20 protein-coding genes and 1 pseudogene are annotated in these 25,497 nt (G+C 70.0%); 8 read left to right on the top strand and 13 right to left on the bottom strand.

What is annotated here, in order from left to right; all coding sequences use genetic code 11:
- The first annotated feature begins 349 nt into the window (after positions 1-349).
- A complete protein-coding gene (locus tag ABD810_RS31760; protein WP_344949155.1) occupies positions 350-1,171 on the top strand; it encodes an MIP/aquaporin family protein in 822 nt (273 codons plus the stop codon).
- Positions 1,172-1,288: 117 nt separating this feature from the next.
- Positions 1,289-2,806, top strand: a complete 1,518-nt coding sequence (gene glpK, locus ABD810_RS31755) for a glycerol kinase GlpK (protein ID WP_344949153.1) — start codon at positions 1,289-1,291, stop codon at positions 2,804-2,806.
- Between the two features lie 146 nt (positions 2,807-2,952).
- Here the strand turns inward: glpK and ABD810_RS31750 are convergent, their stop codons facing one another.
- The 8 genes from ABD810_RS31750 to ABD810_RS31715 all read right to left on the bottom strand — a co-directional run bounded on the left by ABD810_RS31750 (position 2,953) and on the right by ABD810_RS31715 (position 10,742).
- The gene (locus ABD810_RS31750) at positions 2,953-3,483 is read right to left on the bottom strand and encodes a hypothetical protein (RefSeq protein WP_344949150.1); all 531 of its coding nucleotides are present in this window, start codon (positions 3,481-3,483) and stop codon (positions 2,953-2,955) included.
- Positions 3,484-3,672: 189 nt separating this feature from the next.
- Positions 3,673-4,533 carry a serine hydrolase gene (locus ABD810_RS31745; protein ID WP_344949147.1) on the bottom strand — a complete coding sequence of 287 codons (861 nt, stop codon included), beginning with the start codon at positions 4,531-4,533 and terminating at the stop codon, positions 3,673-3,675.
- Positions 4,530-5,474 carry a LysR family transcriptional regulator gene (locus tag ABD810_RS31740; protein ID WP_344949143.1) on the bottom strand — a complete coding sequence of 315 codons (945 nt, stop codon included), beginning with the start codon at positions 5,472-5,474 and terminating at the stop codon, positions 4,530-4,532. Before ABD810_RS31740 ends, ABD810_RS31745 begins: the two co-directional genes overlap by 4 nt.
- 100 nt (positions 5,475-5,574) lie before the next feature.
- Positions 5,575-6,150 carry a hemerythrin domain-containing protein gene (locus ABD810_RS31735; RefSeq protein WP_344949139.1) on the bottom strand — a complete coding sequence of 192 codons (576 nt, stop codon included), beginning with the start codon at positions 6,148-6,150 and terminating at the stop codon, positions 5,575-5,577.
- A 134-nt stretch (positions 6,151-6,284) separates the two neighbouring features.
- Positions 6,285-7,172 carry a carbohydrate ABC transporter permease gene (locus ABD810_RS31730; RefSeq protein ID WP_344949134.1) on the bottom strand — a complete coding sequence of 296 codons (888 nt, stop codon included), beginning with the start codon at positions 7,170-7,172 and terminating at the stop codon, positions 6,285-6,287.
- Position 7,173: 1 nt separating this feature from the next.
- Positions 7,174-8,268 carry a carbohydrate ABC transporter permease gene (locus ABD810_RS31725; protein WP_344949131.1) on the bottom strand — a complete coding sequence of 365 codons (1,095 nt, stop codon included), beginning with the start codon at positions 8,266-8,268 and terminating at the stop codon, positions 7,174-7,176.
- A gap of 142 nt (positions 8,269-8,410) precedes the next feature.
- Positions 8,411-9,664: a sugar ABC transporter substrate-binding protein gene (locus tag ABD810_RS31720; RefSeq protein WP_344949128.1), complete on the bottom strand. Its 1,254-nt coding sequence runs from the start codon at positions 9,662-9,664 to the stop codon at positions 8,411-8,413.
- 46 nt (positions 9,665-9,710) lie between these two features.
- Positions 9,711-10,742, bottom strand: coding sequence for a LacI family DNA-binding transcriptional regulator (locus ABD810_RS31715; RefSeq protein WP_344949125.1), 1,032 nt, complete (start codon positions 10,740-10,742; stop codon positions 9,711-9,713).
- A gap of 188 nt (positions 10,743-10,930) precedes the next feature.
- On the opposite strand from ABD810_RS31715, the gene ABD810_RS31710 reads away from it, so the two are divergent.
- Positions 10,931-13,039 (top strand): glycogen debranching N-terminal domain-containing protein, encoded by a 2,109-nt coding sequence (locus tag ABD810_RS31710; RefSeq protein WP_344949121.1) that lies wholly within the window; start codon positions 10,931-10,933, stop codon positions 13,037-13,039.
- Between the two features lie 98 nt (positions 13,040-13,137).
- Here ABD810_RS31710 and ABD810_RS31705 read toward each other — a convergent pair whose 3' ends face one another.
- A complete protein-coding gene (locus ABD810_RS31705; RefSeq protein WP_344949118.1) occupies positions 13,138-13,686 on the bottom strand; it encodes a DUF1707 SHOCT-like domain-containing protein in 549 nt (182 codons plus the stop codon).
- A gap of 180 nt (positions 13,687-13,866) precedes the next feature.
- Between ABD810_RS31705 and ABD810_RS31700 the strand changes: the two genes are divergently transcribed.
- From ABD810_RS31700 to ABD810_RS31690, 3 genes are all read left to right on the top strand, one after another.
- Positions 13,867-14,694: a DUF4253 domain-containing protein gene (locus ABD810_RS31700; RefSeq protein ID WP_344949115.1), complete on the top strand. Its 828-nt coding sequence runs from the start codon at positions 13,867-13,869 to the stop codon at positions 14,692-14,694.
- Positions 14,695-15,005: 311 nt separating this feature from the next.
- Entirely contained in the window at positions 15,006-15,212 is a 207-nt protein-coding gene (locus ABD810_RS31695) for a DUF5302 domain-containing protein (RefSeq protein ID WP_344949112.1), read from the top strand.
- A 597-nt stretch (positions 15,213-15,809) separates the two neighbouring features.
- Positions 15,810-16,259 carry an ATP-binding protein gene (locus ABD810_RS31690; RefSeq protein ID WP_344949109.1) on the top strand — a complete coding sequence of 150 codons (450 nt, stop codon included), beginning with the start codon at positions 15,810-15,812 and terminating at the stop codon, positions 16,257-16,259.
- 210 nt (positions 16,260-16,469) lie between these two features.
- Here ABD810_RS31690 and ABD810_RS31685 read toward each other — a convergent pair whose 3' ends face one another.
- From ABD810_RS31685 to ABD810_RS31670, 4 genes are all read right to left on the bottom strand, one after another.
- A complete protein-coding gene (locus ABD810_RS31685) occupies positions 16,470-17,633 on the bottom strand; it encodes an acyl-CoA dehydrogenase family protein (protein WP_344949106.1) in 1,164 nt (387 codons plus the stop codon).
- 122 nt (positions 17,634-17,755) lie between these two features.
- Positions 17,756-20,008, bottom strand: coding sequence for an accessory Sec system translocase SecA2 (secA2, locus tag ABD810_RS31680; RefSeq protein ID WP_344949310.1), 2,253 nt, complete (start codon positions 20,006-20,008; stop codon positions 17,756-17,758).
- A gap of 57 nt (positions 20,009-20,065) precedes the next feature.
- Complete coding sequence (locus tag ABD810_RS31675) at positions 20,066-21,595, bottom strand: MDR family MFS transporter (RefSeq protein ID WP_344949104.1); 1,530 nt, start codon at positions 21,593-21,595, stop codon at positions 20,066-20,068.
- A gap of 124 nt (positions 21,596-21,719) precedes the next feature.
- The gene (locus ABD810_RS31670; protein ID WP_344949100.1) at positions 21,720-22,673 is read right to left on the bottom strand and encodes a DMT family transporter; all 954 of its coding nucleotides are present in this window, start codon (positions 22,671-22,673) and stop codon (positions 21,720-21,722) included.
- A gap of 248 nt (positions 22,674-22,921) precedes the next feature.
- Between ABD810_RS31670 and ABD810_RS31665 the strand changes: the two genes are divergently transcribed.
- Both ABD810_RS31665 and ABD810_RS41170 read left to right on the top strand, forming a co-directional pair.
- The gene (locus ABD810_RS31665; protein ID WP_344949097.1) at positions 22,922-24,541 is read left to right on the top strand and encodes a phytoene desaturase family protein; all 1,620 of its coding nucleotides are present in this window, start codon (positions 22,922-22,924) and stop codon (positions 24,539-24,541) included.
- Between the two features lie 69 nt (positions 24,542-24,610).
- Positions 24,611-25,453, top strand: a pseudogene (locus ABD810_RS41170) (alpha/beta hydrolase); the annotation flags it as partial.
- Positions 25,454-25,497: the final 44 nt, after the last annotated feature.

Here is a 25,497-nt window from a genome sequence, read left to right as displayed (position 1 = left end):
GGCCACCCCCGGTCCGGAGACGATTCGAGGGGCCGGTTTCCTGGGGTTGCCGCAAGATCGACAATCTTGCCGTTGAAATTTCGCGTCAGTTCTTCATAATCGGGAAGCCTGATCAGTGCGGAGACCGTAACAGTCCATGACGATGCCGACTGTGTCAGGGCATGTCGGCAAAATATTCTTGACCCCGTCGTTAACGTGTCTTGTCAGCGTTGGGGTGCAGTGTTGCTGCAGGTCACGAGACCTGCGAGGTGTCAGGACCTCGTCGGGTGACCCGCGGTGCGACCGGTCTTCGCCTCACGGCGGTCTACGGACGGACGCGAGTCGTACAGCAACAAGTAAGGAGAAAGACATGGCCAAACCGAGGGAAGCCCCCAGTCTGCTCGGTGAGCTTGCCGCGGAGTTCGCGGGCACGCTGATCCTCATCCTCTTCGGTGCAGCGGTCGTGGCACAGGTGGTCGCGGGCGGCATCGGCGACCACGACAGCATCGCGTGGGCATGGGGACTCGGCGTCACGCTCGGTATCTACGTCGCGGGCCGGATCAGCGGCGCGCACCTCAATCCCGCCGTCACCATCGCCCTTGCCGTCTTCAAGGGCTTCGAGTGGCGCAAGGTCCTCCCCTACTCGCTCGCACAGACCGCGGGCGCCTTCGTGGCGGCGCTCCTGGTCAGGTGGAACTACACCGAGGTGCTCTCCAAGTTCGACCCCGGACTCACGATCAAGAGCCAGGGCGTCTTCTCCACCCTGCCGGGCAACGGGGCACTGCCCGTGACCGAGTGGGGCGCCTTCCGGGACCAGGTGATCGGCACCGCGATCCTCCTCTTCCTCGTCCTCGCGGTCACCGACCTCAACAACAGCTCCCCGGCGGCCAACCTCGCCCCGTTCATCGTCGGCCTCATCGTCGTGGCCATCGGCATGGCCTGGGGCACCAACGCCGGGTACGCCATCAACCCCGCCCGTGACTTCGGCCCCCGCCTCGCCTCGTTCCTGACCGGATACGAAACGGCCTGGCGAGATCAGTACGGAAACCTCTACTTCTGGGTGCCCATCCTGGCGCCGATCATCGGAGGCGTGCTGGGAGCCGGCCTCTACCAGGTGCTGGTCGGCCGCTTCCTGCCCACCTTGGCGGAGCCCGAGCCAGGTACCGTCCCGACCGAGAGGGAAGCCGTCTGAGGCGCCGGCCGGCACGCCCGCCGCTCGGCGCGCCGAGCGGCCACGGGCAGGCACGGACGCGAAGGGAACGCCGGCTCGCGGGGCCGCACCCGCGGGTCACAAAGGAGGCAACATTTCATGGCTGACTTCGTTGGAGCAGTCGACCAGGGCACGACGAGCACCCGCTTCATGATCTTCGACCACGGTGGCAACGAGATCGCCCGCCACCAGCTCGAACACCAGCAGATCCTCCCGCAGGCCGGGTGGGTCGAGCACAACCCCGTGGAGATCTGGGAGCGCACCCGCGCGGTCGTCGAGACCGCGCTCGGCAAGGCCAATCTGTCCGCGGCCGACCTGGTCGCGCTCGGCATCACCAACCAGCGCGAGACCGCCGTGGTCTGGAACCGCAGGACAGGACGGCCGTACTACAACGCCATCGTCTGGCAGGACACCCGGACCGACCGCATCGCCAGCGCGCTGGAGCGCGAGGGCAAGGGCGACGTCATCCGGCGCAAGGCCGGGCTTCCCCCGGCGACCTACTTCTCCGGCGGCAAGATCCAGTGGATCCTCGACAACGTCGACGGCGTCCGGGCGGCGGCCGAGGCGGGGGAGGCGGTCTTCGGCAACACCGACACCTGGCTGCTGTGGAACCTCACCGGCGGCACCGACGGCGGGGTGCACGTCACCGACCCCACCAACGCCAGCCGCACCATGCTCATGAACCTGGAGACGCTCGACTGGGACGACGAGCTGCTGTCGTTCTTCGGCATCCCCCGCCAGATGCTGCCCCAGATCCGGCCCTCCTCCAACCCCGACCTGTACGGCGTCACGCGGGCCAACGGACCGCTGCACGGCGAGGTCCCGCTCTCCGGGGACCTCGGCGACCAGCAGGCGGCGACCGTGGGCCAGGTGTGCTTCGGCGTCGGCGAGGCCAAGAACACCTACGGCACCGGTAACTTCCTGCTGCTCAACACCGGCAACGAACTGGTCCGGTCCGAGCACGGCCTGCTCACGACCGTCTGCTACCAGTTCGGCAGCGAGAAGCCGGTGTACGCGCTGGAGGGCTCGATCGCCGTGACGGGCTCCGCGGTGCAGTGGCTGCGCGACCAGCTCGGCATCATCTCCGGCGCGGCGCAGAGCGAGTCCCTGGCGCGGCAGGTCGACGACAACGGGGGCGTGTACTTCGTGCCCGCCTTCTCCGGCCTGTTCGCCCCGTACTGGCGGTCCGACGCGCGCGGCGCGATCGTCGGGCTGTCCCGGTTCAACACCAACGCGCACATCGCGCGGGCCACCCTGGAGGCGATCTGCTACCAGACCAGGGACGTCGTCGAGGCCATGCAGAACGACTCGGGCGTCCCCCTGGACGTGCTGCGCGTCGACGGCGGCGTGACCGCCAACGACCTGTGCATGCAGATCCAGGCCGACATCCTCGGCGTGCCGGTGTCCAAGCCGGTCGTGGCCGAGACCACCGCGCTCGGCGCCGCCTACGCCGCCGGCCTCGCCCTCGGCTTCTGGGGCTCCACCGAGGAGCTCAAGCGGAACTGGAACGAGGACAAGCGCTGGCTGCCGACCTGGAGCGACGAGCAGCGCGCCGGGGGCTACACGGGCTGGAAGAAGGCCGTGGAGCGCACGATGAACTGGGTGGACGTCGACTGACCTGCACGGTCGCCCTGCTTTAGTAGGCCCGTCCGGTACGCCGGACGGGCCTACGGCGTCAGCACTACGCTCATGGATCGCATGCACCGCTTGACATCATGGAGGTGGTCATCTCCGGTCACGTTGAGCGTGCACGCGCCGGCACCTCACCGGTGTGAGATGAAACCGATGTGGATGCGAGGGGCGAGCGCCCGGTGCGGTGGCTCCTTGGCCGCCCGGCCGCACATCGGGACCACCGGCGCGTTGGACCCGGTGCTCAGGTAGGCGTCCGAGACGTACCCTCCTGAGGCGAGCAGGTCCCAGAACCTGCTGGTCCCGTAGGTGCCCGAGACCTGGTCGCCCACCTTGTGGCAGACGATGGCGACCCGCTGGCCGTCCCGCCGCTTGCCCACCACCCTGCTGTCCATCGAGGCCTTGGCCCGTACGTTGATGTGCCCGCCGGTCTCGGTGTTCACGGTGACGACCCGGTCGGCCCGCACCGAGTCGGCCACGGCCGCGTGGGCGGCGGCGGTCGCCGTCGTGAGCGCCGATCCCGCCAGGGACGCCGTGGCGAGCGGCAGGACCAGCGTCGCCAGCCGCCGGCGGCGCTGTCCCGAGGACGCTCCGTGGTGCCCGGCGCGCGGCCGGGCAGGCGTCTCCTCAGGTCGTGAGGCGGTCTTGGTGGTATGGACGCACATAATGACACCTCTTCCTGGCTGTTGCCGGTGCTGGACCGGCGACTCCCGAAATGACTGCCTATTCGAGTCATGTCACTACGTGGCGTCACCGGTCCAGCACGGCACGCGGGTGATGGGGAAATCGGGAAGGTGGCGCGCACCTGGCGTCCGTGCTTTGAAGAGGGTGAGACGCCGAGCGGAGAGAGGGCGTCAGAGCGAGCGGAGGTGGTCCACCGCCGCCCGGGCGACGGTGCCGATGGCGGCGTCGGCCCTCGGCTGGTTCTGCGCGGTGCCGATCGAGCGGGTGAACACCGCCACGGCGTACCGCCCGCCGTCGGGGTACTCCACGACGCCGACCTCGTTGCGGAGGGTCGGCAGTGAGCCCGTCTTGCCGCTGACGACGACGTCGTCGTAGGGGAATCCCGAGGCCAGGCGATGGGGCCACACCTGCAGGCCGAGCAGGCGGCGGACCGCGGCGCACGCCTCGGGCCCGGCGGCCTCGTCCCGCCACACCATGCCGAGCAGCCGGGTCATCTCCCTGGGGGTGCTCCGGTTGGTGTGCGCCGGGTCGAGCACGCGCAGGCGGCCGACCGTGCGGGGATCGAGCGGCGCGGTCAGGGCCCCGGCGTCCGCCTCCAGCGCCGCGAACAGCCCGCGGCAGTCGTGCTCGATCCACGTGTTCGGCAGACCGGACGCCGACAGCATGGCGTTGACCGAGTCCAGCCCGACGTGCCGCGCCACGACGTCCGCGGCGGCGTTGTCGCTCACCGCGATCATGAGATAGGCCAGGTCCCGCAGGGAGAGCGTCGCCTCGTCGAGCATGGCGGCCAGCCCCGTGCCCCCGGCCGTCCGTTCGGCGGTGCCGACGCGGCAGGGCTGCGAGGGGTCGAGGATCCCGGCCTCGGCCTGCCTGTAGAACTCGACCAGCAGGGGCAGCTTGAACACCGACGCCAGGACGACGGCCTCGTCCGGGCCGATCCCGATCTCCGCTCCGCTGTCGAGGTCGACGGCGTGCAGGCCGCCGGTGACCGACGCCGCGCGGAAGATGCCCTGCAGGTCGGGAGCCCTCATGCGAGCAGCCCCGAAGCCGGGCGCGGGCTGATCCTGCGCGCCCGCGCCGCACCGTCGTCGACCATCCCGGCATTGTCCCGTAGCACGCGCACGGCCACCGCGCAGAACTCCGCCATCGCGTCGGACGGCCGCTGCCACGCCACCGACACCCGCCAGGCCAGCGGGTCGCCGAGCAACGGCCGCCAGGCGACCCCCGGCTGCTCGGCCGGCGGCCCGAAGGCGACGGCCGTGCCCGACAGGACGAGCCCCAGCGTGAACTGCGGGTGCTGCCCGTGATGCACCTCGCCGGGGACGAACCCGTGGCGGCGGCACTCGGTCAGCGTCTCCTCGTACAGGCCGGGCTCACTCTCGCGGGGGAACAGGACCAGATGCCGCGCCGCCAGGTCGGCGAGGTGCACCGAGGAGAAGGCGGCCAGCGGGTCGCCCTCGGGCAGCAGCACGCCCGGATGCTGGACCAGCATGGGCCCGAACCCCAGCCCGGAGGCGGCCACCGGGTGGCGGAGCACGCCACCGTCCAGGCCGTCCTCCGCCAGGGCCTTGAGCTGGTCGGCCGTGCACATCTCTGTGAGCGCCAGCCGTACCTCGGGACGCGCGACGCGAAAGCCGGCGAGCAGCGCGGCGATGGCCGCGCCGCCGAGGTCGGGTGGCACGCCGATTCGCAGGCTCGCCGTTCCCTCGCCGGCCGCACGTGCCATGAGATCGCGGATGCGGTCGACCCGGTGGACGATGTCCCGGGCCTCCACGAGCAGGAGCCTGCCCGGCTCGGTCAGGCGGACCTGGCGGCTCGACCTGTCGAACAGGCGGACGCCCAGTTCTTCCTCCAGGCGCTTGATGCGCTGGCTGAGGGGCGGCTGGGCCATGCCGAGCCTGATGGCCGCGTTGCCGAAGTGCAGTTCTTCGGCGACCACGGTGAAGTAGTACAGGTGTCGCACCAGGTCCATCGGCAGGGACTATATGCGAATACGTATGAACCGCAGTCCCATACCCGTATTGGACATGGCGCCGCTTCTACTGCCGTCCTTCCGTCGGTCGAAGGGGGTCTCAGCGGCGGCCGCGGCCGGTGACCAGGTCGCGGATCCGGTCGGCGGTGGCCACGAAGGGGCTGGTCGCCTTGAGCAGTCCCGGGTTCGGCGGCGTACGCGGATGCGGGCGGGTCGGCGCCATCTTCTTGGCCCGCTCGATCTTCGTACCGAGCTCCATGGCGCGTTCGGGGCTGATGACCAGGCGGAGCTCCGGCCAGACCTGCTCCTCCTCGTACGCGATGTGCTCGCGCAGCATGGTCATGGCCCCGGTGAGCATCTCCTCGTACCGCGCCTCGCCCGGCTCGTAGCCGATCAGGTCGTCCAGCACGAACTTGGCCTGCTGCTCCTGCTTGACCGCATGGTTCGCCAGCTCGTTCCCGTTGGGCACCAGCTCGCGGACCGTCGGCCAGAAGTACTCCTCCTCGACGGCCTCGTGCTTGGACTCCTCGGTGATGAGCCGGTCCACCTGGTGCTTGCGCGCCAGGAGCAGATCGTGCTCGCTGGCGGCCGTCAAGGGAGGTCCTGCCTCCATCTCGGTCACCAGTCCCTTGACCTCTTCATGGTCGCGTTCCAGTACTTCGAACACGTTCGCCATGCTTGCCTCCCATGCCGGTGGCGGCGTTCCCTTCTTAGGGCTTTTGCCCGCATTTGCGCAGGTAAACGTGGGTTTGTTGGTGAAGACGGCTTTTGTGGTAATTCATCCCGACTGATCGGCACGCCGGGGTGTGCTCATCCCTTGTCGCCGGTCTCGTTGGCGCCGCGGATGAAGTACCGCTGGAAGACCACGAAGATGACCGCGACGGGGATGGTGGCGAGCACCGCGGCGCCGAGCTTGAGCGGATACTGCGTGCCGACGCCGAGGGAACCGCTGACCAGGTCGGCCAGCCCGCGTGGCAGCGTGAACAGGGCAGGGCTCTGCACCGCCACCAGGCTGTGCGGGAACTCGTTCCAGGTGCCCTGGAACGAGAGGATCGTCAAGGTGATCAGCGCGGGGCGTCCCATGGGCAGCACGACCGACCAGAAGGTACGGAACACCCCGGCCCCGTCGATGCGCGCGGCCTCCTCGACGCTCACCGGGATCGAGTCGAAGAACTGCTTCATGATGAAGACCCCGGTCGCGTCCGCGATCACCGGCAGGATCAGCGCCGAGTAGCTGTCGTACATGCCGAGCTGGTTGAGGACCAGGAACTTCGGGATGAACAGCACGACCCCGGGCACGGCGATGATCGCGACGATGGTGGCGAACATCGCCCTTCGCCCCCGGAAGCGGAGCCGGGCCAGCGCGTACCCCGCGAGCGAGTCGAGGAAGACCCGCCCGACGGTGACGATCACCGTGACGAGGATCGAGTTGCCCAGCCAGAGCGGCAGGTCCGTGCCGGAGAAGACCCGTTCGTAGCTCGCGAGCGTCAGCGGTCCGGGTATCGGTGACAGCGGGTGCGCGGCCGCGTCGGGCGCGGTCTTGAGGGAGTTCGAGACCTGGATGACGAACGGGTACAGGAAGACCAGGGCGAAGAAGACCAGGACCGCGTAGCCGACGAACGAGGAGACCAGGCTCCTGCCGTCCCCCGGCCGGCGGGCGGACCTCGGCGGCGCGGCGCGGTCAGGGATCACCGGCATGTCACGAGCTCCTTCGCGTGCGAGCGCCCGCTCCCGCGTCCGCGACACGGTCGCGCATCACCGCTCGCTGGATCAACGCCAGCACCACGATGATGAGGAAGAGGATGAACGAGATCGCCGTTCCCGACCCGTAGTCGAAGTCGCGGAAGGCGGTCCGGTACGAAAGGTAGGCGGGCGTCAGGGTGGTCTTGGCCGGATTGCCCTGGCTCATGACGTACACCTGGTCGAAGACCTGCCAGGTGCTGATCAGCCCGAGCGTCAGCACCAGGAAGACGCTGGGCTTGAGCATCGGCAGCGTCACGTACCGCAGGCGCTGCCGGCGGTTGGCCCCGTCGAGCAGGCTCGCCTCCTCCAGCGTGACCGGGATGTCCTGGAGAGCGGCCAGGAAGATCAGCATGAACGTGCCGGAGGTCGTCCAGATGACGAGGATCATGATCGTGCACATGGCGACGCTCGGCCCGGAGATCCAGTCCCACCACGACAGCCCGAACGGCCCGCCGCCGGTCAGCGCGGCCGGGGGAGCGTCGATGTCGGCGAGCCCGACGCCGCTGAGCAGCAGGTGCAGCAGCCCTCTCGAGTCGGAGAACCATTCCGGGCTGTTGATCCCGAACACGCCGAGCAGGCCGCTGACCGCACCGGAGTTGGCGAAGATGAACAGGAACACGACGCTGACGGCCACCGAGCTGGTGACCGAGGGGAAGAAGAACGCGCTGCGGAAGAACGTCTTGCCCTTGAGCATGCGGCTGTTCACCACCAGCGCGAGGCCGAGCGCCAGCACGGTCTGCACCGGCACGACGACCAGCACGTAGTACACGTTGTTGCGGATGCTCGTCATGAAGTCCTGGCGGGACAGGTCGTCATGGGTGAACAGCCGGGTGTAGTTGTCGAGCCCCACGAACGGCGCGTTGCCGGTGAAGGGGCTGCCCTGCCCGTTCCAGGAGGTCAGGCTCACCCACAGCGCCATCAGGATCGGCAGCAGCATGAACAGGCCGAGGATGGCCACGACGGGCGCCAGGAACAGCCAGCCCGCCAGGTTCTCCCTGGTGGCGGACCTACGGCCGATCCGGCGACGGGCGCCTGCCGATGTGCTGTCCACCTTCTCTCCCTCCTTTCCGGTAGGGCGTGCCCGCGGTGGACGGGCGTTAGGGCGTACGGGCGGCCCGGGTTCCGCCGCCGCGCCCGCATGGAGTGGAGCGGAGGCGGGACGCGAAGCCGCGCCGTGCCCGTGGCGGAGTGACTCAGTCGGTGAGAGCGCCTTCGGTGTTCTTCTGCATGCGCGCCAGGATGGTCTTCGGTGAGGTGGTGCCGAGCTGCTGGAGTCCCGCGTCGAAGTCCGCGAGCACACTGTCCATCTTGGGGGCGTTGACCGGGCCCTGCGCGTAGCCGGCGCTGTTCACGAACGCGGCGTCGCCCGGGAACTCCTTGGCGAACCGGTCCTTGGCCGACTGGCGGGAGGGCATCACGCCGAACGCTCGGGCGAACGCCATCTGCTGGTCCACCTTCGTCATCGCCTCGACGAAGCTGATCGCCTGTTCCTTGTGGCGGCTCTTGGCCGCGATGCCCCAGCAGTTGGTGAAGGAGAGGGTGCCCTTGCCCTTCGGGCCGGCGGGCAGCTCGTAGGCGGTGTACTTCACGTCGGGGTAGTCCGCCTTCATGGCGCCCTTGATCCAGTTGCCCTCGATGGTCATCGCGGCCTTGGCCTTGCCGAACGCCTCGCCGCCCCAACCGGAGTCGAGCTGCTTCGGATACTTGGCCAGGCCGCCCCTGAGCAGCGTCCGGACGTACTCCAGCGCCTGGAGGTTCTCGGGGCTGTCCGCGGTGGCCCGCTTGGCGTCAGGGCTGGTGAGCCAGCCGCCCGCCTGCACCATGAAGGCGCCGATGCGGTCGCGCGTGTCGCCCAGCGCCAGCGGGACGACGCCCTTCGTCTTGATCTTCTGGGCGACCGAGGTGAGCTGCTCCCAGGTGGCAGGGACGTCCGACTCGCCGAGCCCGGCCTTCTTCCACAGGTCATCGTTGACGATCAGCGCGAGCGTCGAGAAGTCCTTGGGCACGCAGTAGAACCTGCCGTCACGGGTGAACGTGGTGCGCAGACCCTCGTAGAAGTCGCCGGAGTCGGAGATCTTGTCCCCGTACGGCTCCAGCGCGCCGACGCTCTGGTAGTCGGCGAAGCGGGCGGCGTCGACGTAGAAGACGTCCGGCGGGCTGTCCCCGGCGAAGGCCTGGCCCAGCTGCTGCGTGAGGTCCTGGGCGGGGGTCACGGTCGCGGTGTTCCCGCCGGCCTTGGCCCACGCCGCGGCCGCCTTCTTGACGGCGGCGGTCTCGGCGTCGCCCGAGGAGCCGATGAGGATCTGGATGGAGGCCGGTCCGCTGCTCTGCGTGGTGGTGCTCTGGCCGGCGTTGTCGTCGAAGCCGCTGCCACAGGCCGCCGAGACAACGAGCGTGCCACAGGCGGTCGTTGCCATCGCCGCCGTCCGGAGAGGTCTGCGTTTCATCGCGCTGTCCTGATCTTCGTGATGGGTGGTGAGGGTCCCGCGGTGCTCACGCCGACCGCCGGCGGACCAGTGAAGGCCGGAGCAGCACCTCCGTGCCGGTGTCGTACGCCTGCGTCTCGCGGGCCCGGGCGCCCGCGCCGTTTCCGTCCAGCGCCCGGGTGAGCAGCGACACGCACCTCGTGGCGACCTCCGACAGCGGCTGGCTGACGCTGGTCAGTCCCACCGCCCTGGCCACGGGTGTGTCGTCGAAGCCGATGACGGCAATGCCGCGTCCCGCCTGGAGCGCGCCGAGGGCGAGCGAGTCGCTCACGCAGACCAGCGCGGTCACCGGGCGGTCGCGGTCGAGCAGGGCACGGGCGGCGGCCTCCCCGTGAGGGGCGCCGTCGTCCGTCCGGTAGTCGAGCTCGGCGAGCTCCGCGGGTTCGGCGCCCGCGGCGGTCAGGGTGCGCGCCCAGCCTTCCCTGCGGTCGTCCCCGACGCCGGATCCCGCCGGCCATCCGAGGAAGCCGATACGCCGGTGACCCGCGTCGAGCAGGTAGCGGGTCGCTGCGGCGGTGCCCGCGGCACCGTCCACGTCGACCCAGGGATACCGCTGGGCCGGCGGGACGCCCCACGGCCGTCCGAAGGTGACGAACGGGATCCGCTGTTCGAGCAGCCAGGCCGGACGGGGATCGCCGTAGTCGAGGCTGGTGAGCACGAACGCGTCCGGCACGTACACGCCGAGCAGGTCGTCGAACGTGGCGAGCTCGGCCTCGTGGTCCGCCGCCGTGTACAGCAGGACGCGGTAGCCCGCCAGCGCCGCCGACTCGGTGAGCCCGTGCAGGAAGCGGTCGAAGACGAAGCCGTTGATGCCGTCGTCCTGTGCCGGCTCGATGCGCGCGGCGATCAGCTGTGACCTGCCGGTACGCATCTGCCGTGCCGCCTGGCTGGCCCGGTAGCCGAGCGCCTGCACGGCCTCCAGCACGCGCCGTTGGGTGTGCTCGCGGACCAGTTCCGGAGCGTTCAGCACGTTCGACACCGTCTGCCGCGACACGCCCGCGTGCCGCGCGACGTCGGCGATCGTCACCTTGTCGGCCATGAGCACCCTTCAGCATTTGATCGTTCAAAACGGACTATGGCACGATTAGATCGTTCAAGTAAAGAGAGTGTTTCGTAAGCTGCTAGCGGAGGTCATCCCGCCTCGCGGCGCCGGCACGACGTGACCCAGGGGGCCCATCGGTGTTCGACCAAGGCGTACCACCCGACGCCGAAGACGCCACATCCAGCGTGGCAGATCTCGAAAGGTCTCTTCAGGCGGCTCCGGCCGCCTCACCGCGGTTCCAGCCCCTGCTGCACGACCTCGTCAGCGCGGTCCTTGCGCCCTCCAGCGCGCTGAGCGGCGCCGACGGCCAGATCCACCCGGTGGGCGCGCAGGGCTTCTTCCACGCGGACTCGCGAGCCCTGTCCCAGGTCAGGCTGCTGATCGACGGGCGTGAGCCCGAGCCCATCGGCCACGCGCTCACCGCGCCGGGCGGCGCGCGGTTCGTCTCCCTGCCCCGCTGGCTCGGAGACCCCGGCCCCGACCCGACGGTGCGCGTCGACCGCGCCCGCCAGGTCTCGGCGGGCGGGATGGCCGAGACCGTCGACATCATGTCCGCCGCCTCGACGACCGTGACGGCGACGGTCACCCTCGACCTGGAGTGCGACTTCGCCCCGATCGAGGTGGTCAAGTCGGGCGGTGCCGCCCGCTCCGCGGTCGCCGTGCAGGGAGCGCCGGGCACGCTGTCCTGGGAGTCCGATGGCATCCAGGTCACGGTGACGGGCGTCGACGCCCACACGGAGACCGGCGCGGCGGGCCGGGAAGCGCGGCTGCGGTGGGAGATCACCCTGGCCCCCTACGGGCGGGCCACGCTGCGCTGGAACGCCAGGGTCGAGGACGCCAAGGCCGTCGTGACCGCGCCCGAGCGTCCCGTCGAATGGGGACGGCCGCGCGTCACCGCCGCCGACCACCGCCTGGTCCGCCTGTTCGACCAGTCGCTCGACGACCTGCGATCGCTACGGCTGGCCGAGGTGGGCGCCCCCCAGGACACGTTTCTGGGCGCGGGCGTGCCCTGGTTCCTGACGCTGTTCGGGCGCGACAGCATCTGGGCCGCCCGGATGCTCCTGCCGCTCGGCACCGACCTGGCGGCGGGCACGCTGCGCGTGCTGGCACGCCGTCAGGGCACCCGGGCCGACCCGAACTCCGGCGAGGCGCCTGGCAAGATCATGCATGAGCTGCGGCGGCACGAGTTCACCCTCACCGGCAACGGCCTGCACCTCCCCGCCGCGTACTACGGCACCATCGACGCCACCCCGCTCTGGGTGAGCCTGCTCCACGACGCCTGGCGGTGGGGCATGCCCGAGCAGGAGGTGGCCGCGCTCCTCCCGGCGCTGGAGGACGCTCTCGGATGGCTCGGCGGCGACGCGGACGCCGACCGCGACGGTTTCCTCGAATACATCGACACCAGTGGGCGCGGCCTGGCCAACCAGGGATGGAAGGACTCCGGCGACTCCGTGCGGTTCCGCGACGGGCGCCAGGCGGTGGCCCCGATCGCCCTTGCCGAGGTGCAGGGATACGCGTACGAAGCGGCCAGGCACGCGGCGGCGCTGCTCTCGGCCTTCGGGCGGCCCGGCGCGGACCGCTGGCACGAGTACGCGGAGGCGATGGCCGAGCGGTTCCGCGCGCACTTCTGGGTCGACGGTCCGCACGGCAGGCACCCCGCCCTGGCTCTTGATCGGGAGAAGCGTCCCGTCGACTCCCTCACCAGCAACATCGGGCACCTGCTCGGCACCGGCCTGCTGTCGGCCGAGGAGTCGGCGACCGTCGCGGGGCTGCTGGCCTCACCCGCCATGGCCGGAGGCTTCGGGCTGCGCACGATGTCATCCGAGGACGGCGGGTTCAGCCCGCTGTCGTACCACTGCGGCTCGATCTGGGCGCACGACACCGCGATCGTGGTGGCGGGCCTCGCCCGGGCCGGGTTCGGGGCCGAGGCGGCGCGGCTGGCCGAGGGACTGCTGGCGGCGGGGGAGACGTTCGGCTACCGGCTGCCGGAACTGTACGCGGGTGACGCGCGCGAGGCGGTGGTCAGGCCGCTGCCCTATCCCGCCGCCTGCCGCCCGCAGGCCTGGTCGGCCGCTGCGGCCGTCACCATCGTCCACGCGGCGCTCGGCGTCTATCCCGACGTCCCCTCCGGTCACGTGTCGCTCCGCCCGATGGCGGGGGCGCCTCTGGGCGCGGTGGCCATCCTTGGGCTCAGGATCGCGGGGGCCGACGTCGGCGCCGCCGTCGGCGACGACGGCACGGTCACCCTGTCGGGCCTCCCGGCCGGCCTCTCCACGGACGTCCCCATCCGCTGACCCTCACGGGTGTGCCCGTCACGCTGACCCTCACGGGTGTGCCGGTCACGCCGGCCCTCACGGGTGTGCCCGGCCGGTGACCCTCTACGGGCGCGGTTTCAGCGGCGGGGGTGCTTCAGCTTGATGGTGCCCATGCCGACAGAGCCGGTGACGCGCAGGACCGGCATGCCCGGCGTGGTGGGGGAGGTCGCCTTGTTGCTGATGCTGCCCATGCCGGTCGTCACCTTGTCGATCAGGACGCCCCAGCCCTTCGGCACGATGACGACGATGCTCCCGGCCCCGCATTTGGCGTTGAGCAGGACTTCCTGGTGCCGGCAGGTGGCCTGGGTGAAGTCGATCTTTATGCTGCCCCAAGTGCAGTCGGCTATGACCTGCCGGGGGACGATCCACTGGCCCACATGCTGCACCGAGCCCGAGTGCGTCTTCAGTAGCAGCGGTTCCTCCGTGGACGCCATGACGGCTCCGGTGGGCAGGTCGGCGATCAGCTCATCCAGGTCCGCGTAGGTCTTGGCTTTGTAGGCCTTGTCGAGCCTTTCGTCCAGCTCTTCCAGGGAGATCCGGCCATCGCCCGCGGCGACCCGCAGCCTCTCGGAAACCGCCTCACGATCACCATCAGAAGCCCGCAGATTTCCCTCTATATCCGTCATAGAACCAAGGTAGCGAAGGATGCTGTTCAGCCAGAGTCTCCGTACGGTAGAGATCGTGGCGGGGCACGCGACATGAACGGGCGATTATGCGGTACGACGGAAGACGTGGTGGATCCTCCTCGCACTACCATCTCGGCTGACCGGGATCCTATTGGTGTGATCGGCACCGGAACGGTTGAGATGGACGATTGTGAGCGACGGCAGCTACCGCCGGCCGTATGCCGGTTGTTCGCCGATGGCGGCCGTGGGCGGACCCTCGCGGTGGAGCTGCCTGCCGGGGCGGTGGTCTGGCCCGACCCCACCTATGCCCAGATCCAGCCGCACCGGCGTCCCGCGTTCTGGCTGAGCCAGGCGCCGGTGACCGGCTCCTTATGGGCCCGGCTACGGGAGGAGCACGCCAGCTCGGGCCTGTGGCCGGTGCTCCTCGAGGAGTCCGTCCAACCGTGGTCGGTGGGGCAGATCGCCCCGGACGTGGCGGCGGAGATCGACAACTACAGCGTGGACGCGTTCATGGCCGAGGTGTGGTCCGACTGGATCGAGCGGGCGGCCGAGGAGCAGATCGAGATCCTCGACCCCTTCGGCCCGCACTGCCCGGGCCCGGCCGGGCCCGGCGAGCTCCGCGCCGACCCCGACGCGGTGGCCGACCGATACGCTTCCGTGCTCGCCCAGCAGGGCACACCGCTCGGCCTTGCGGCGGTCGAGCGCGGCGCCGACGCCCTGGCGGTCATGGGCTGGCAGGGCGCGCTGCACCACAACGAGTGGAACGTCCCCCTCGCCGCCGTCGTGCGGAGCTGGGAGGACCGGTTCGGCGCCCGGCTGGTCGGCCTGGGCTTCAACACGCTCGACCTGAGCGTCGCCGCGCCGCCGGTCACCTCTCAGCACGCCCTGCACGTCGCCGCCGAGCACTGGACGTTCTGCCCCGACGCCATCGTGCAGGGCGCGGGCTCGCTGCTCGACTACGCCGAGCAACTCCGCGGCAAGTACACCTGGTCCTTCTGGTGGGACTGACCCGGGCTCCGGCGCTTCCAGGAACGCCCGGCCTTCGTACGCGGTGAGAGCCGTGCCCGCGAGGCTCTGCGGCCGACCGTAATTCGCTTTCCGGACACGTATGGTGGTGGCCTGCTTACAGCACGTTGTCAGGTGATGTCAGGATACGGGGATGAACCCGCAGGCCGAGCCATGAGATGATGTCTCCCGTGCTTCGCTGGACCCCGGGCGTGACGGGTCCGGAGGCGGGGTGCGACACCGTCGCCAGGCGGGCGTCACGCACGCGCACGTGCGAGGCTGAGTGAGTGCCCGTCCTAGAGCAGGAGGTCCGCATGACTGCCGACGTACCGGAGCCGGAAGCCGGAACCCCGGAGCCGGAAGACGAGTTGAAGCGCAAGTTCCGTGAGGCTCTCGACCGCAAACGCCAGAGCCAGGCCGAGGGGAACGCCGCCGGCCGGAGCAAGGACGCCTCCAAGATTCATGGCGCCCACGGTCCGGCCGCGAGCAAGCGTTCCTTCCGCCGCAAGAGCGGCGGCTGACCGCCCCTACGCAGCGCCCACCCGTGACGGCGGGCCGGAACGCGGAGCGGTAAGCCTGAACGGTAATCAGCAGGCTTGAACGCGAACCGGCAGGCTTGAACGCGGTCGGCGTGCCGGAACGCGAACCGGCAGGCCTGAACGGTAATCAGCAGGCCGGAGCGCGAAGTGGCAGGCTTGAACGCGACCGGCGTGCCGGAACGCGGACCGGTAGGCCGGAGCGCGAAGTGGCAGGCCTGAAGCGCGAACCGGCAGGGTGAGCACCGTGCTACCGGCTATCGGTAGCACGGTGCTCACCCTGCCGGGCTTCGCCGCACGACGACGGGGCGACTTTCCGGCCGCGGAGTTTGTTCCCATAAGAGACCTCCTAACCCTGTCCGGCTGCCCAAGGTGGGAGCGCTCCCAGGAAACATTCAGGTTTTGACGCCTCTCGGGTGGCCGTCCGCGTCGGGGGGAGGTCATGAACTGCCGTTATATCGGAAATAGGCGTGCTTTATCGCCCTGTGTAATGTGTGCCGGGAAATAATCATGGGGCAGTGATTCACATCACCGACTTATTGTCGTAATCTTAGTGGGAGCGCTCCCACTAAGGAGGAGCAGGTGTCGGTCACCTTCCGCGCGAACCATACGTCCGCCTCGGACCTTCTCGGATGTCTTCCACTGCGAACAGCCGAGTGGATCCTGTCCGCCGATGCCGAGAGCGTGCACGCGGCGCGGGTGCTCGTCGGCCGGGAGCTTCGGCGCTGGGGCACCGGAGAGCTCGTGGACGACTGTTCGGTGATCGTCAGCGAGCTGGTGACCAACGCGATCAGGCACGGTGGGACCGCGTTCTCGCTGCGGCTCGGCAGCGACGGGAAGTGGGTCTACGGCGAGGTCTTCGACGCCGGCGACGGGCTGCCGTGCGAGGCGCCCGGCGACCTCGACGCCACCGACGGCCGTGGGCTGCTCATCGTGGGCACCCTCGCCGACGACTGGGGCGTCGTGGAGGCGGAGGGCGGGGGCAAGACGGTCTGGTTCGTCGCGGGACTCGGCGGCCAACCCATGAGCTGACCTCGCGGTTCGGGGGTCTGTGAGGTCTCGCCGGGGCACGGTGATCACCGGGCGGTGCGTGCCCCGGCGACTCCGGTACGGCTCGCGCCCGAAGCCGGGTCCCGCCGCCCGCAGGGCAGGCAGGAGGCGCGGGCCGTATCGGCACCAAGGACGATCGAGCCACGGGCCGGTCGAGCCCACCGGTGTCCCGCCACGTGAGCCCGTCGCCGGTCAGCGGAAGGCGTCGAGGCCGGTGAGGGCGCGGCCCAGGGTGAGGGCGTGCACCTCCTCGGTGCCTTCGTAGGTGGCCACCGTCTCCAGGTTGACCATGTGCCGCATCACCGGATATTCGAGGGTGATGCCGTTGGCTCCGTGGATGCTCCGCGCGGTGGCCGCGACCCGTTGTGCCGCGCGGACGTTGGCCAGCTTGCCGAAGCTGACATGCGAGTGGTGGGCGAGCCCGGCGTCCTTGAGCCGTCCGATCCGCAGGGCGGTCATCATGGCGTGGTTGACGTCGACGAGCATGTCGGCGAGCTTCCGCTGGGTCAGCTGGAACGCGCCGATCGGCCGGTCGAACTGGACGCGGCTCTTGGAGTAGTCGATCGAGGCCAGCAGGCAGGCCCTGGCCGCCCCCGCCACGCCCCACACGATGCCGTACCGCGCCTCCGACAGGCAGGACAGCGGCGCCTTGAGGCCCTCCGCGCCCGGCAGGATCGCGTCGTGCGGGAGCCGCACGCCGTCCAGCACGAGCTCGGAGGTGATCGAGGCGCGGAGCGACAGCTTCTTGTGGATCACGTTGGCGGAGAAGCCGGAGGCCGAGGTGGGGACGAGGAACCCGCGAATGCCGTCGTCGGTCTTGGCCCAGACGATCGCGACGTCGGCCACCGACCCGTTGGTGATCCACATCTTGGTGCCGTCGAGCACCCAGTCGTCGCCGTCGCGCCGGGCGCGGGTGCGCATCGAGCCGGGATCGCTGCCGGAGTCGGGCTCGGTCAGGCCGAAGCAGCCGAGCGCCTCGCCCGTCACCATGCGCGGCAGCCACTCGTCCTTCTGCTCCTCCGACCCGAACCTGTGGATCGCCGTCATCGCGAGCGAGCCCTGGACCGAGACGAAGCTGCGCAGCCCGCTGTCCACGGCCTCCAGCTCGCGGCAGGCCAGGCCGTAGCTCACGGCGTTGGTGTCCGCGCAGCCGTACCCGGAGAGGTGCATGCCGAAGACGCCGAGCTCCCCGAGGCCCTTGGCCAGCCCGCGCGGGTCGGGGATCGTGCCGGCGTCGAACCAGTCGGCCACGTAGGGCAGGAGCTCGGCGTTCCCGTAGTCCCGCACGGCGTCGCGGATCGCCCGCTCCTCGTCGGACAGGTCGTGATCTACGTCGAGGAAGTCATGAGGGTTCATGCGCAGTCACCTAAGACGGTCGCGGAGATGCTCTTTGACGCCGCTCCTGTTATCCAGCACCCAATCACAGACCCCGCACCGCGCCGCAACGTCCCCGGGTCTTCTCGCGAACGCCCAGCTTGTCAGGCCTCTTCGAGTCCCTGGCGGCGTCTGGCCCGCGGGGTGAGCCGCTTCAGCACCCGGTCGAAGGCGTTGCCGAAGGGGTTGTCCTGCACGAGGTAGGTCCAGGTGGCCGTGGGCCGCTTGAGGCCGCTCTCCAGCGGGTCGAGCCCGTCGGAGGTGATCGACGCCGTCGCGAAGGTCTCGACCGACCGGCGCTCCACCTCGTCGAGCAGCCGCCGGTACGCCACGACGCCCTCGCGGTGGAACTCGTCGAGAGGCTTGAGCTTGTGCCCGAGAGCCCGCAGGTGGATGCCCTCGCGCACGTCGGACATGAACCCCAGATGTTCGGTCCAGCAGCGGTCGAGGTGGAACAGGACGATCTCCCGCGCCACCTCGCGGAGCACGGGCTCGCCCACGAGCGCGCTCAGCTCCTCCCAGCGTTCCGGGGCGGCGGTGGCGAGGGCCTCCGCGGCGCTGTCCCCGCGCAGGACCTTGTCGCGCTGTTCGAGCACCAGATCGCGCTGCCGCTCCAGGAGCCTGGTGTAGCGCCAGGTGTTGCGGTGGATCTCCAGGTGGGCGCCCTCGGCCACCCGCTGGGCATGGCCGACGACGTATTCGGCCCGCTTGTGACGGACCACGCCGTCGTCGTCGGCCGTCGGAAGTCCCTCGTCGGGGGCGTAGTGGGTGATCAGGTCGTCTTCGAGGCTCACCAGGAACACCGAGCCGCCCGGGTCTCCCTGGCGGCCGGCGCGTCCCCTGAGCTGGTCGTCCAGGCGGCTGCTTGCGTGCCTGCCCGAGCCGATGACGTACAGGCCGCCGAGCTCGCCGACCCCCTCGCCGAGGCGGATGTCGGTGCCGCGACCGGCCATCTGGGTGGACACGGTGATCGCCGAACGCGCGCCCGCCTGGGCGATGATCGCCGCCTCCTCCGCGTCGTTCTTGGCGTTGAGCACGACGCAGTCGAGGCCCTCCGCCCTGAGGTCGTCCGCCAGGCGCTCGGACTCGGAGACGTCGAGGGTGCCGATCAGGATCGGGCGGCCCGTCGCGTGGACGCTCGCGATCTCCGCGACCAGCGCCCGCTCCTTGTCGGCGACCGTGCCGAACACTCGGTCGGGCTCGTCGACACGGACGCAGGGTTTGTTCGGAGGGACCACCGCGACCTTCAGGCCGTAGAACTCCCTGAGCTGCTCCTCGACCGCCACCGCTGTACCCGTCATGCCGCAGATCTCGGGGTATCGGCGGATGAGGCCCTGGATCGTGATCGAATCGAGGATCTCGCCGGTCTCGCTCGCCGGAAGCGCCTCTTTGGCCTCGACCGCGGCCTGCAGGCCGTCCGGCCAGCGCTGCAGGGTCGCCACCCGGCCGCGCGACTGGCTGACCAGGTGGATCCGGCCGTCACGGACGAGGTAGTCGACGTCGCGGGTCAGCAGCGCGTGGGCGTGCAGGGCGAGGTTCACCCGGGTGAGCATGTCCGGGGTCTCGTACAGGTTGATGCCGCCCAGGGCCTTCTCCACCGCGTCGGTGCCCTTGGCGGTGAGGAAGACGTTGCGCCCCTGCTCGTCCAACTCGTAGTGGTACCCGCGGGACAGCCGCCGTACGAGCTCGGCCGTCTCGGGCGCGTCGGTGCCGGGGTCGGCGGCGCCCGCGAGCACGAGGGGCACGCGGGCCTCGTCCACCAGCACCGAGTCGGCCTCGTCGATCAGTGCGACGGACGGCTGGGGGACGATGACATCGGCGGTGGACGTGGCGATGCGGTCGCGCAGCACGTCGAAGCCGATCTCGCTGACCGAGGCGTAGGTGACGTCCTTGGCGTACGCCCGCCGCCGCTCCTCGGGGGTCGAGGACTGGCCGATCCAGGCCACGGACACGCCGAGGGCCTCGTAGAAGGGCCCCATCCATTCGGCGTCGCGCCGGGCGAGGTAGTCGTTGACCGATATGACGTGCACCTTCTTGCCCCGCAGGGCGTGCCCGGCGGCGGCGATCGCTCCGGCCAGGGTCTTGCCCTCTCCGGTGGCCATCTCGGCCACATGCCCGGAGAGCAGGGCGAGGGCGCCGACGAGCTGGACGTCGAAGGGACGCATGTCGAGCGTGCGGTGCGCGGCCTCGCGAGCGATCGCGCAGAACTCCGCCAGATCGTCGATCGGCGGCCGGGAAAGGTCGGTCAGCGCCCGGACGCGGTCTTCACGGGCGGCCGCCTGCGTGGCCACGCGTCGAAAGGGGCCAAGGCCGGCACTTCCCGGGCGATCAAGGAGATTTCTTATGAACTGCGGTATCGAGGCCACGTACCCTCCAACGCCTCCTACTGTAACGGCGTTCCACCCCAGATCGTCTCAGGTGCTGTGCGCAGGGACGTCCTGCCGGGCGGAGGCCGGCCGGTTGGACAGCGGAATCTCCTTGACGAAGAAGGCGAGCAGGAAGCCCACCGCGACGACGGGCGCCACGTACAAGAAGATGGGCGGAAGCGCCTGCGCGTAGGCCGTCGCGATCCCCTCCCGCGCCGGCTGCGGGAGCTGGTGGATCAGCTGCGGGGTGATCGCGTTGATCCCCTGCGCCGGCAGCCTGGCCCCGCTCGCCGCCAGGGCGTCGGTCAGGCGGTGGATGAAGATGGCGCCGAACAGCGACGTGCCGAGCGAGGCGCCCGTCTGCCGGGCGTAGTTCACGGCGGAGGTGGCAGCGCCCACGTCGCGGTGCTCGACGGAGTTCTGCACGATCAGCACGAGCGTCTGCAGGACCATGCCGAGGCCGAAGCCGGTCACGAACATGAAGAACCCGTTGAGCACCATCGAGGTGTCGGCGGTCATGCGGGACAGCAGCACCAGGCCGACGGCCAGCAGCCCCATGCCGGTGATCGGGAAGCTCCGGTACCGGCCGGTCGCCGAGATGACCCGGCCGGAGCCGATCGAGGTGATCGTCATACCGGCGACCATGGGGAGCATCAGCAGCCCCGACTCCGTGGCGCTCGCCCCGTTGACCATCTGCAGGAAGGTGGGCAGGTACGCGATCGCGGCGAACATCCCGATGCCGACGAACACCGAGATCACCACCGGGAGGACGAACAGGTTGTCGCGGAACAGGTGGAGCGGGATGATCGGCTCCGCCGCCGCCCGCTCGGCCAGCACGAAACCGGCCGCGAGCGCGACGGCCCCGGCCGCCAGGCCGATGATCACCGGGGAGCCCCACGCGTACTCCGTGCCGCCCCAGCTGGTGACCAGCACGATGCACGTGGAGGTGCCGGCCAGCAGCGCCGTGCCCAGGATGTCGAGCTTCGGCCGGACCCGTGGCTTGGGAAGCTTCAGCCCGACGATGGTGATGCCCAGCGCGAGCAGGCCGAGCGGCAGGTTGACGTAGAAGCACCACCGCCAGGTGGCGTGATCGGTGAAGAAGCCGCCGATGAGCGGCCCGATGACCGACGACAGGCCCCAGACGGCGCCGATGATCCCGGTGTACCTTCCGCGCTCCCTGGGGGAGACGAGGTCGGCCACGATCGCCTGCACGCCGATCATCAGGCCGCCCCCGCCCAGCCCCTGGAGGGCGCGGAAGCCGATGAGCTCCGGCATGTTCCGGGCCATGCCGCAGAGCACGGAACCGATCAGGAAGATCACGATGGCCGCCTGGAAGACGACCTTCCTGCCGAACAGGTCGCCCAGCTTGCCGTAGATCGGCAGCCCGATGGTCGAGGCCAGGATGTACGCGGTGACGGTCCAGCCGATGTGCTCCAGCCCTTTCAGGTCGCCGACGATCGTCGGCAGGGCTGTGGACACGATCGTCTGATCGAGGGCCGCCAGCAGGAGGGCCACCATCAGCCCGACGAACACCAGGTTGACCTGACGGCCGCTCAGCTGTGGTCCTTCGACATTCATCCACGCCACCTCTCTTATGGGGCTGGATGGTCATATCCAGCGTATTCACTGGAAAACCTGCCTCCCCCATCTGGCCGTCGGTCGCCCTGGCCTCACCCCACGTCTAGCACGGCCTCGCCCATCGTCATTCGTACTTGCCCGACCGCGAATCCTCGCGTGACTCGCCGAGGGCCAGGAGGGCCACGGAGGCCAGCAGTACGGCCGCGCCCGCCGCCGAGGAGGGGGTCAGGCGCTCGCCCAGCACCAGGACGCCGATGGCCGTCGCCCCCGCCGGTTCGAGCAGCGCCACCATGGAGGCGGTCGTCGCCCGTACGGATGAGAGCCCGGTGAAGAAGAGGCTGTAGGCGACGGCGGTGGGCATCGCCCCGAGGTAGCCGAGGAGCGCGATCGTCGTCACCTGCCCGCCGCCGGGGAACAGCCCTTCGGCGGCGGCCACCGGGAGGAGCAGGACCCCGCCCACGGCGAACCCCCACATCGCGGTGCCGTGCGCGTCCCGCGCCGGAGAGGATCCGGGGCGGGTGGCACCGTGGTGCCGTGTCGACGCGCGGGAGTGGAGGGTGACCCCGGCGTAGGCGATCGCGGACAGCAGGGCGAGGCCGACCCCGGCCGCCGAGGTGGCCGAAGGGCCGCCCACCAGCAGGAGCAGGCCCAGCATGGCGAGTCCCATGCTCAGCGCCCCGGCGCGGCCGAGTGCTTCGCGCAGCAGGAGCCGGGCTCCGAGCGCGACCAGGGCCGGGCTCGCTCCGAGCGTGACCACGGTCGCCATGGCGACCCCGGATTCGGCGACCGCCCCGAAATAGGCGGCCTGCGAGACGGCGAGCCCGGAGCCGACGACCAGCAACCCGGCCCATGCGGGCCGGGATCCGCCAGACCCGACGGGGCGGGGACGGCCGATCCCTGTGACTTGGGCGGCGGCGAACAGCACTCCGGCGCCGAAGACGAAGCGCCAGAAGGAGACGGCCACGGGGCCGAGCCCGCTTACCTGGTACAGAACGGCCGCCACGGGGCCGCCCGTGCCCCAGATGGTGGCGGCGATGGTGACGTACAGCATGCCTCGCCGTACGGAGACGTGCGTCATGAACTCTCTCCATGGGAGCGGTCGGAAGAAGGGCCCGTAACGCGGGCAGCCGCCACCCACCGGACCGTTCAGATCCGGATTTATGGAGAGAAACCGCCCGCTAGCGGGCGGTGGGCGGAGAGGTAGTCAAAATCGGACGCATGGCCGTCAGGGTACCCACTCACCCTGCCGGAGGCCACCGGATATCGGCTCCCCCTTGCATCCTGACTGATTATCCAGTCAGTCTAGAGCCGGAAGGGATGGTGGACATGAACGAGATCGCTGAGCGGCTGGGTGTGGTCGGGCTTCCCGAGCCGGTGTCGTCCCTCGCGTCGCGGCGGTGGGATGTGATCGTGGTCGGCGGCGGGCACAACGGGCTCACATGCGCGGCCTATCTGGCCAGAGCGGGCAGATCGGTGCTGGTCCTGGAGGCGCGTGACCGCCTCGGCGGGGCGTGCACGCTCGATCGTCCCTTCCCCGACCGGCGGTACGTCATCAGCCCGTGCGCGTACGTCGTCGGCCTGCTGGACGAGACCGTGATCCGCGACCTGCGGCTGCACGAGCGCGGCCTGGAGGTGTACCTCGCCGACCCCCAGCTGTGGGTGCCGTTCGAGGACGGTACGGCCTTCGCCCAGTGGATGGACCCGGACCGGACTCTGGCGGGGTTGCGCGACCTCGGCCTGTCCCAGAAAGACATTGACGGATATTTCGCTTACGAGGATCTGTTCGACCAGATCCGGATCCGGCTTCGCAAGGGCGCAAGGGACACCTGGGCCGGCGACTCCCCGTCCAGGGCCGAGCTGGAGGAACTCCTCGGCGGAGAGGGGCTCATGACGGACGTGCTCTTCCACGCCTCCATCTCCGACGTGCTCGACGAGTTCGTGACGGACCAGCGGCTCAAGGACGCCCTCTTCGGCCAGGGAGTCATCGGCACCTACGCGGGACCCAGGGACCCCGGCACCGCCGCCGTCAAGTTCATGCACTTCGCCGGGGAGGTCCACGGGGAAGGCGCCGTCTGGGGATACGTGCGCGGCGGCATGGGCGTCGTCAGCTTCGCCATCGCCGAGGCCGCACGCGAGGCGGGAGCCGTGCTTGCCACCGGTGTGCCGGTCGGGGAGGTGCTGCCGGGGGAGGGCGTCCGGCTGGAGGACGGCACGTTCGTCGCGGCCACCACGATCGTGAGCAACGCCGACCCCAAACGGCTCATGACCCTGCTGGCGGCCGACGCCGTACCGGACGGCTACCGGCGGCGCATCGACGACTGGGACATCCGCAGCCCCGTGGTGAAGTTCAACGCGGCGCTCCGGCGGCTGCCCGACTGGACGGCGGCTCCGGGGGAGACCTTCATGGCCAGGGGAGTGGTCAACACCACCACGGGCCTGGACGACGCCCAGAAGGCCTTCGAACGCTGCGACGCCGGCGAGCCCGCGGTCGGCTTCGGCGAGATCTACGTGCAGACCGGCCACGACCCCTCCCCCGCCCCCGAAGGGCGGCACCTGATGAGCGTGTTCGGGCAGTACGCCCCGTACGGCCTGAACGGAGGCTGGGAGAGCCGCAGGGAGGAGGTCGCCCGGCAGTTCATCGACCTCATCGGACGGTTCGCCCCCGGCTTCGCCGACTGCATCGAGAGCTACGAGGTGCTGGGCGCCCCCGACATCGAGCGGCGCGTCGGCCTGACCGGAGGCCACATCTTCCAGGGAGAGGTCCGCCCGGACCAGATGTGGGACAACCGCCTCACCCCCCGCACCCCCATCCCCGGCCTCTACCTCTGCGGCGCCGCCACCCACCCCGGCGGCAGCGTAATAGCCCTCAACGGCAAGAACACCGCCATGGCCATCCTCACCGACCAGTCTCCCGTGACCAAGGCGAATCACCCGTCCACGATGTGACCCGTCGGCGAAAATCGACACAGGGCGAATGTTGGGCGAATCCTCTTTCCCGGTGCTCGGAATAAGAGGATGTTTGGTGGGGCATCTCGGCCACGGGAGGCGGGCTTGACAGAGGTCGTACACACGGCTGATGGAAGACGACTCGCATTCGAGCAAAGGGGGCATCCGCTGGGCCACCCAGTGTTCCTCCTGCACGGCACACCAGGGAGCAGGGTCGGCCCGTGTCCCCGAGGATCGGTGCTGTACCGCCTGGGCATACGACTGATCAGCTTCGACCGGCCTGGATACGGCGGATCCGACCGCCTCGTCGGGCGTTCCGTGGCCGCCATCGCCAACGACGTCGCCACGATCGCGGACGAGTTGGGGCTGCACCGGTTCTCGGTGGTAGGGCGTTCTGGTGGCGGCCCCCATGCGCTGGCCTGCGCGGCCTTGCTCCCGCAGCGTGTCATCAGCGTGGCGGTCCTGGTGGGTCTGGCACCGCACGCGGCGGAGGGGCTCGACTGGTTCGGCGGCATGACCGAGTCGAACGTCACGGAGTACACCAACGCTCTCGCCGGACGTCAGAGCTTCGCGGCCTGGCTGGCCCCGGCCGCCCAGGAGATCCGAAGCCGTCCGGGAAGCCTGATCGCCAAGTTGTACGCCGAGCTACCGGAGGCCGACCGCCGGATGGTGGCCAACCCCGGCGTGCGCGCCATGCTGATGCAGAACTACGCGGAGGCGCTGCGTCTGTCGGAGGACGGGTGGATCGACGACGCCATCGCCTTCTGCTCTCCATGGGGCTTCGACCCCCGCGACATCACCACGCCGACCCTTCTGTGGCATGGGGAGAAGGACAAGTTCTCTCCCATCGACCACTCGCGCTGGCTGGCCGAGCGCATCCCGTCGGCCACCATAAGGGTCGAGCCGGACGCGGCCCACTTCGGTGCGCTCGCCGTTCTGCCCGATGTGCTGCCCTG

Source organism: Sphaerisporangium flaviroseum, assembly GCF_039537005.1.
Classification (GTDB): Bacteria; Actinomycetota; Actinomycetes; order Streptosporangiales; family Streptosporangiaceae; genus Sphaerisporangium; species Sphaerisporangium flaviroseum.
This window is presented reverse-complemented; position numbering and strand designations above follow the sequence as displayed.

Bases quoted from the DNA above. Each gene is read 5' to 3' on its own strand.
- ABD810_RS31685 (WP_344949106.1), bottom strand. From the start codon at position 17,633: ATGAACCCTCATGACTTCCTCGACGTAGATCACGACCTGTCCGACGAG.
- ABD810_RS31675 (WP_344949104.1), bottom strand. From the start codon at position 21,595: ATGAATGTCGAAGGACCACAGCTGAGCGGCCGTCAGGTCAACCTGGTG.
- ABD810_RS31735 (WP_344949139.1), bottom strand. From the start codon at position 6,150: ATGGCGAACGTGTTCGAAGTACTGGAACGCGACCATGAAGAGGTCAAG.
- ABD810_RS31700 (WP_344949115.1), top strand. From the start codon at position 13,867: ATGGACGATTGTGAGCGACGGCAGCTACCGCCGGCCGTATGCCGGTTG.
- ABD810_RS31695 (WP_344949112.1), top strand. From the start codon at position 15,006: ATGACTGCCGACGTACCGGAGCCGGAAGCCGGAACCCCGGAGCCGGAA.
- glpK (WP_344949153.1), top strand. From the start codon at position 1,289: ATGGCTGACTTCGTTGGAGCAGTCGACCAGGGCACGACGAGCACCCGC.
- ABD810_RS31745 (WP_344949147.1), bottom strand. From the start codon at position 4,533: ATGAGGGCTCCCGACCTGCAGGGCATCTTCCGCGCGGCGTCGGTCACC.
- ABD810_RS31705 (WP_344949118.1), bottom strand. From the start codon at position 13,686: ATGACGGATATAGAGGGAAATCTGCGGGCTTCTGATGGTGATCGTGAG.
- ABD810_RS31740 (WP_344949143.1), bottom strand. From the start codon at position 5,474: ATGGACCTGGTGCGACACCTGTACTACTTCACCGTGGTCGCCGAAGAA.
- ABD810_RS31730 (WP_344949134.1), bottom strand. From the start codon at position 7,172: ATGCCGGTGATCCCTGACCGCGCCGCGCCGCCGAGGTCCGCCCGCCGG.
- ABD810_RS31715 (WP_344949125.1), bottom strand. From the start codon at position 10,742: ATGGCCGACAAGGTGACGATCGCCGACGTCGCGCGGCACGCGGGCGTG.
- ABD810_RS31750 (WP_344949150.1), bottom strand. From the start codon at position 3,483: ATGTGCGTCCATACCACCAAGACCGCCTCACGACCTGAGGAGACGCCT.
- ABD810_RS31665 (WP_344949097.1), top strand. From the start codon at position 22,922: ATGAACGAGATCGCTGAGCGGCTGGGTGTGGTCGGGCTTCCCGAGCCG.
- ABD810_RS31760 (WP_344949155.1), top strand. From the start codon at position 350: ATGGCCAAACCGAGGGAAGCCCCCAGTCTGCTCGGTGAGCTTGCCGCG.
- ABD810_RS31670 (WP_344949100.1), bottom strand. From the start codon at position 22,673: ATGACGCACGTCTCCGTACGGCGAGGCATGCTGTACGTCACCATCGCC.
- ABD810_RS31720 (WP_344949128.1), bottom strand. From the start codon at position 9,664: ATGAAACGCAGACCTCTCCGGACGGCGGCGATGGCAACGACCGCCTGT.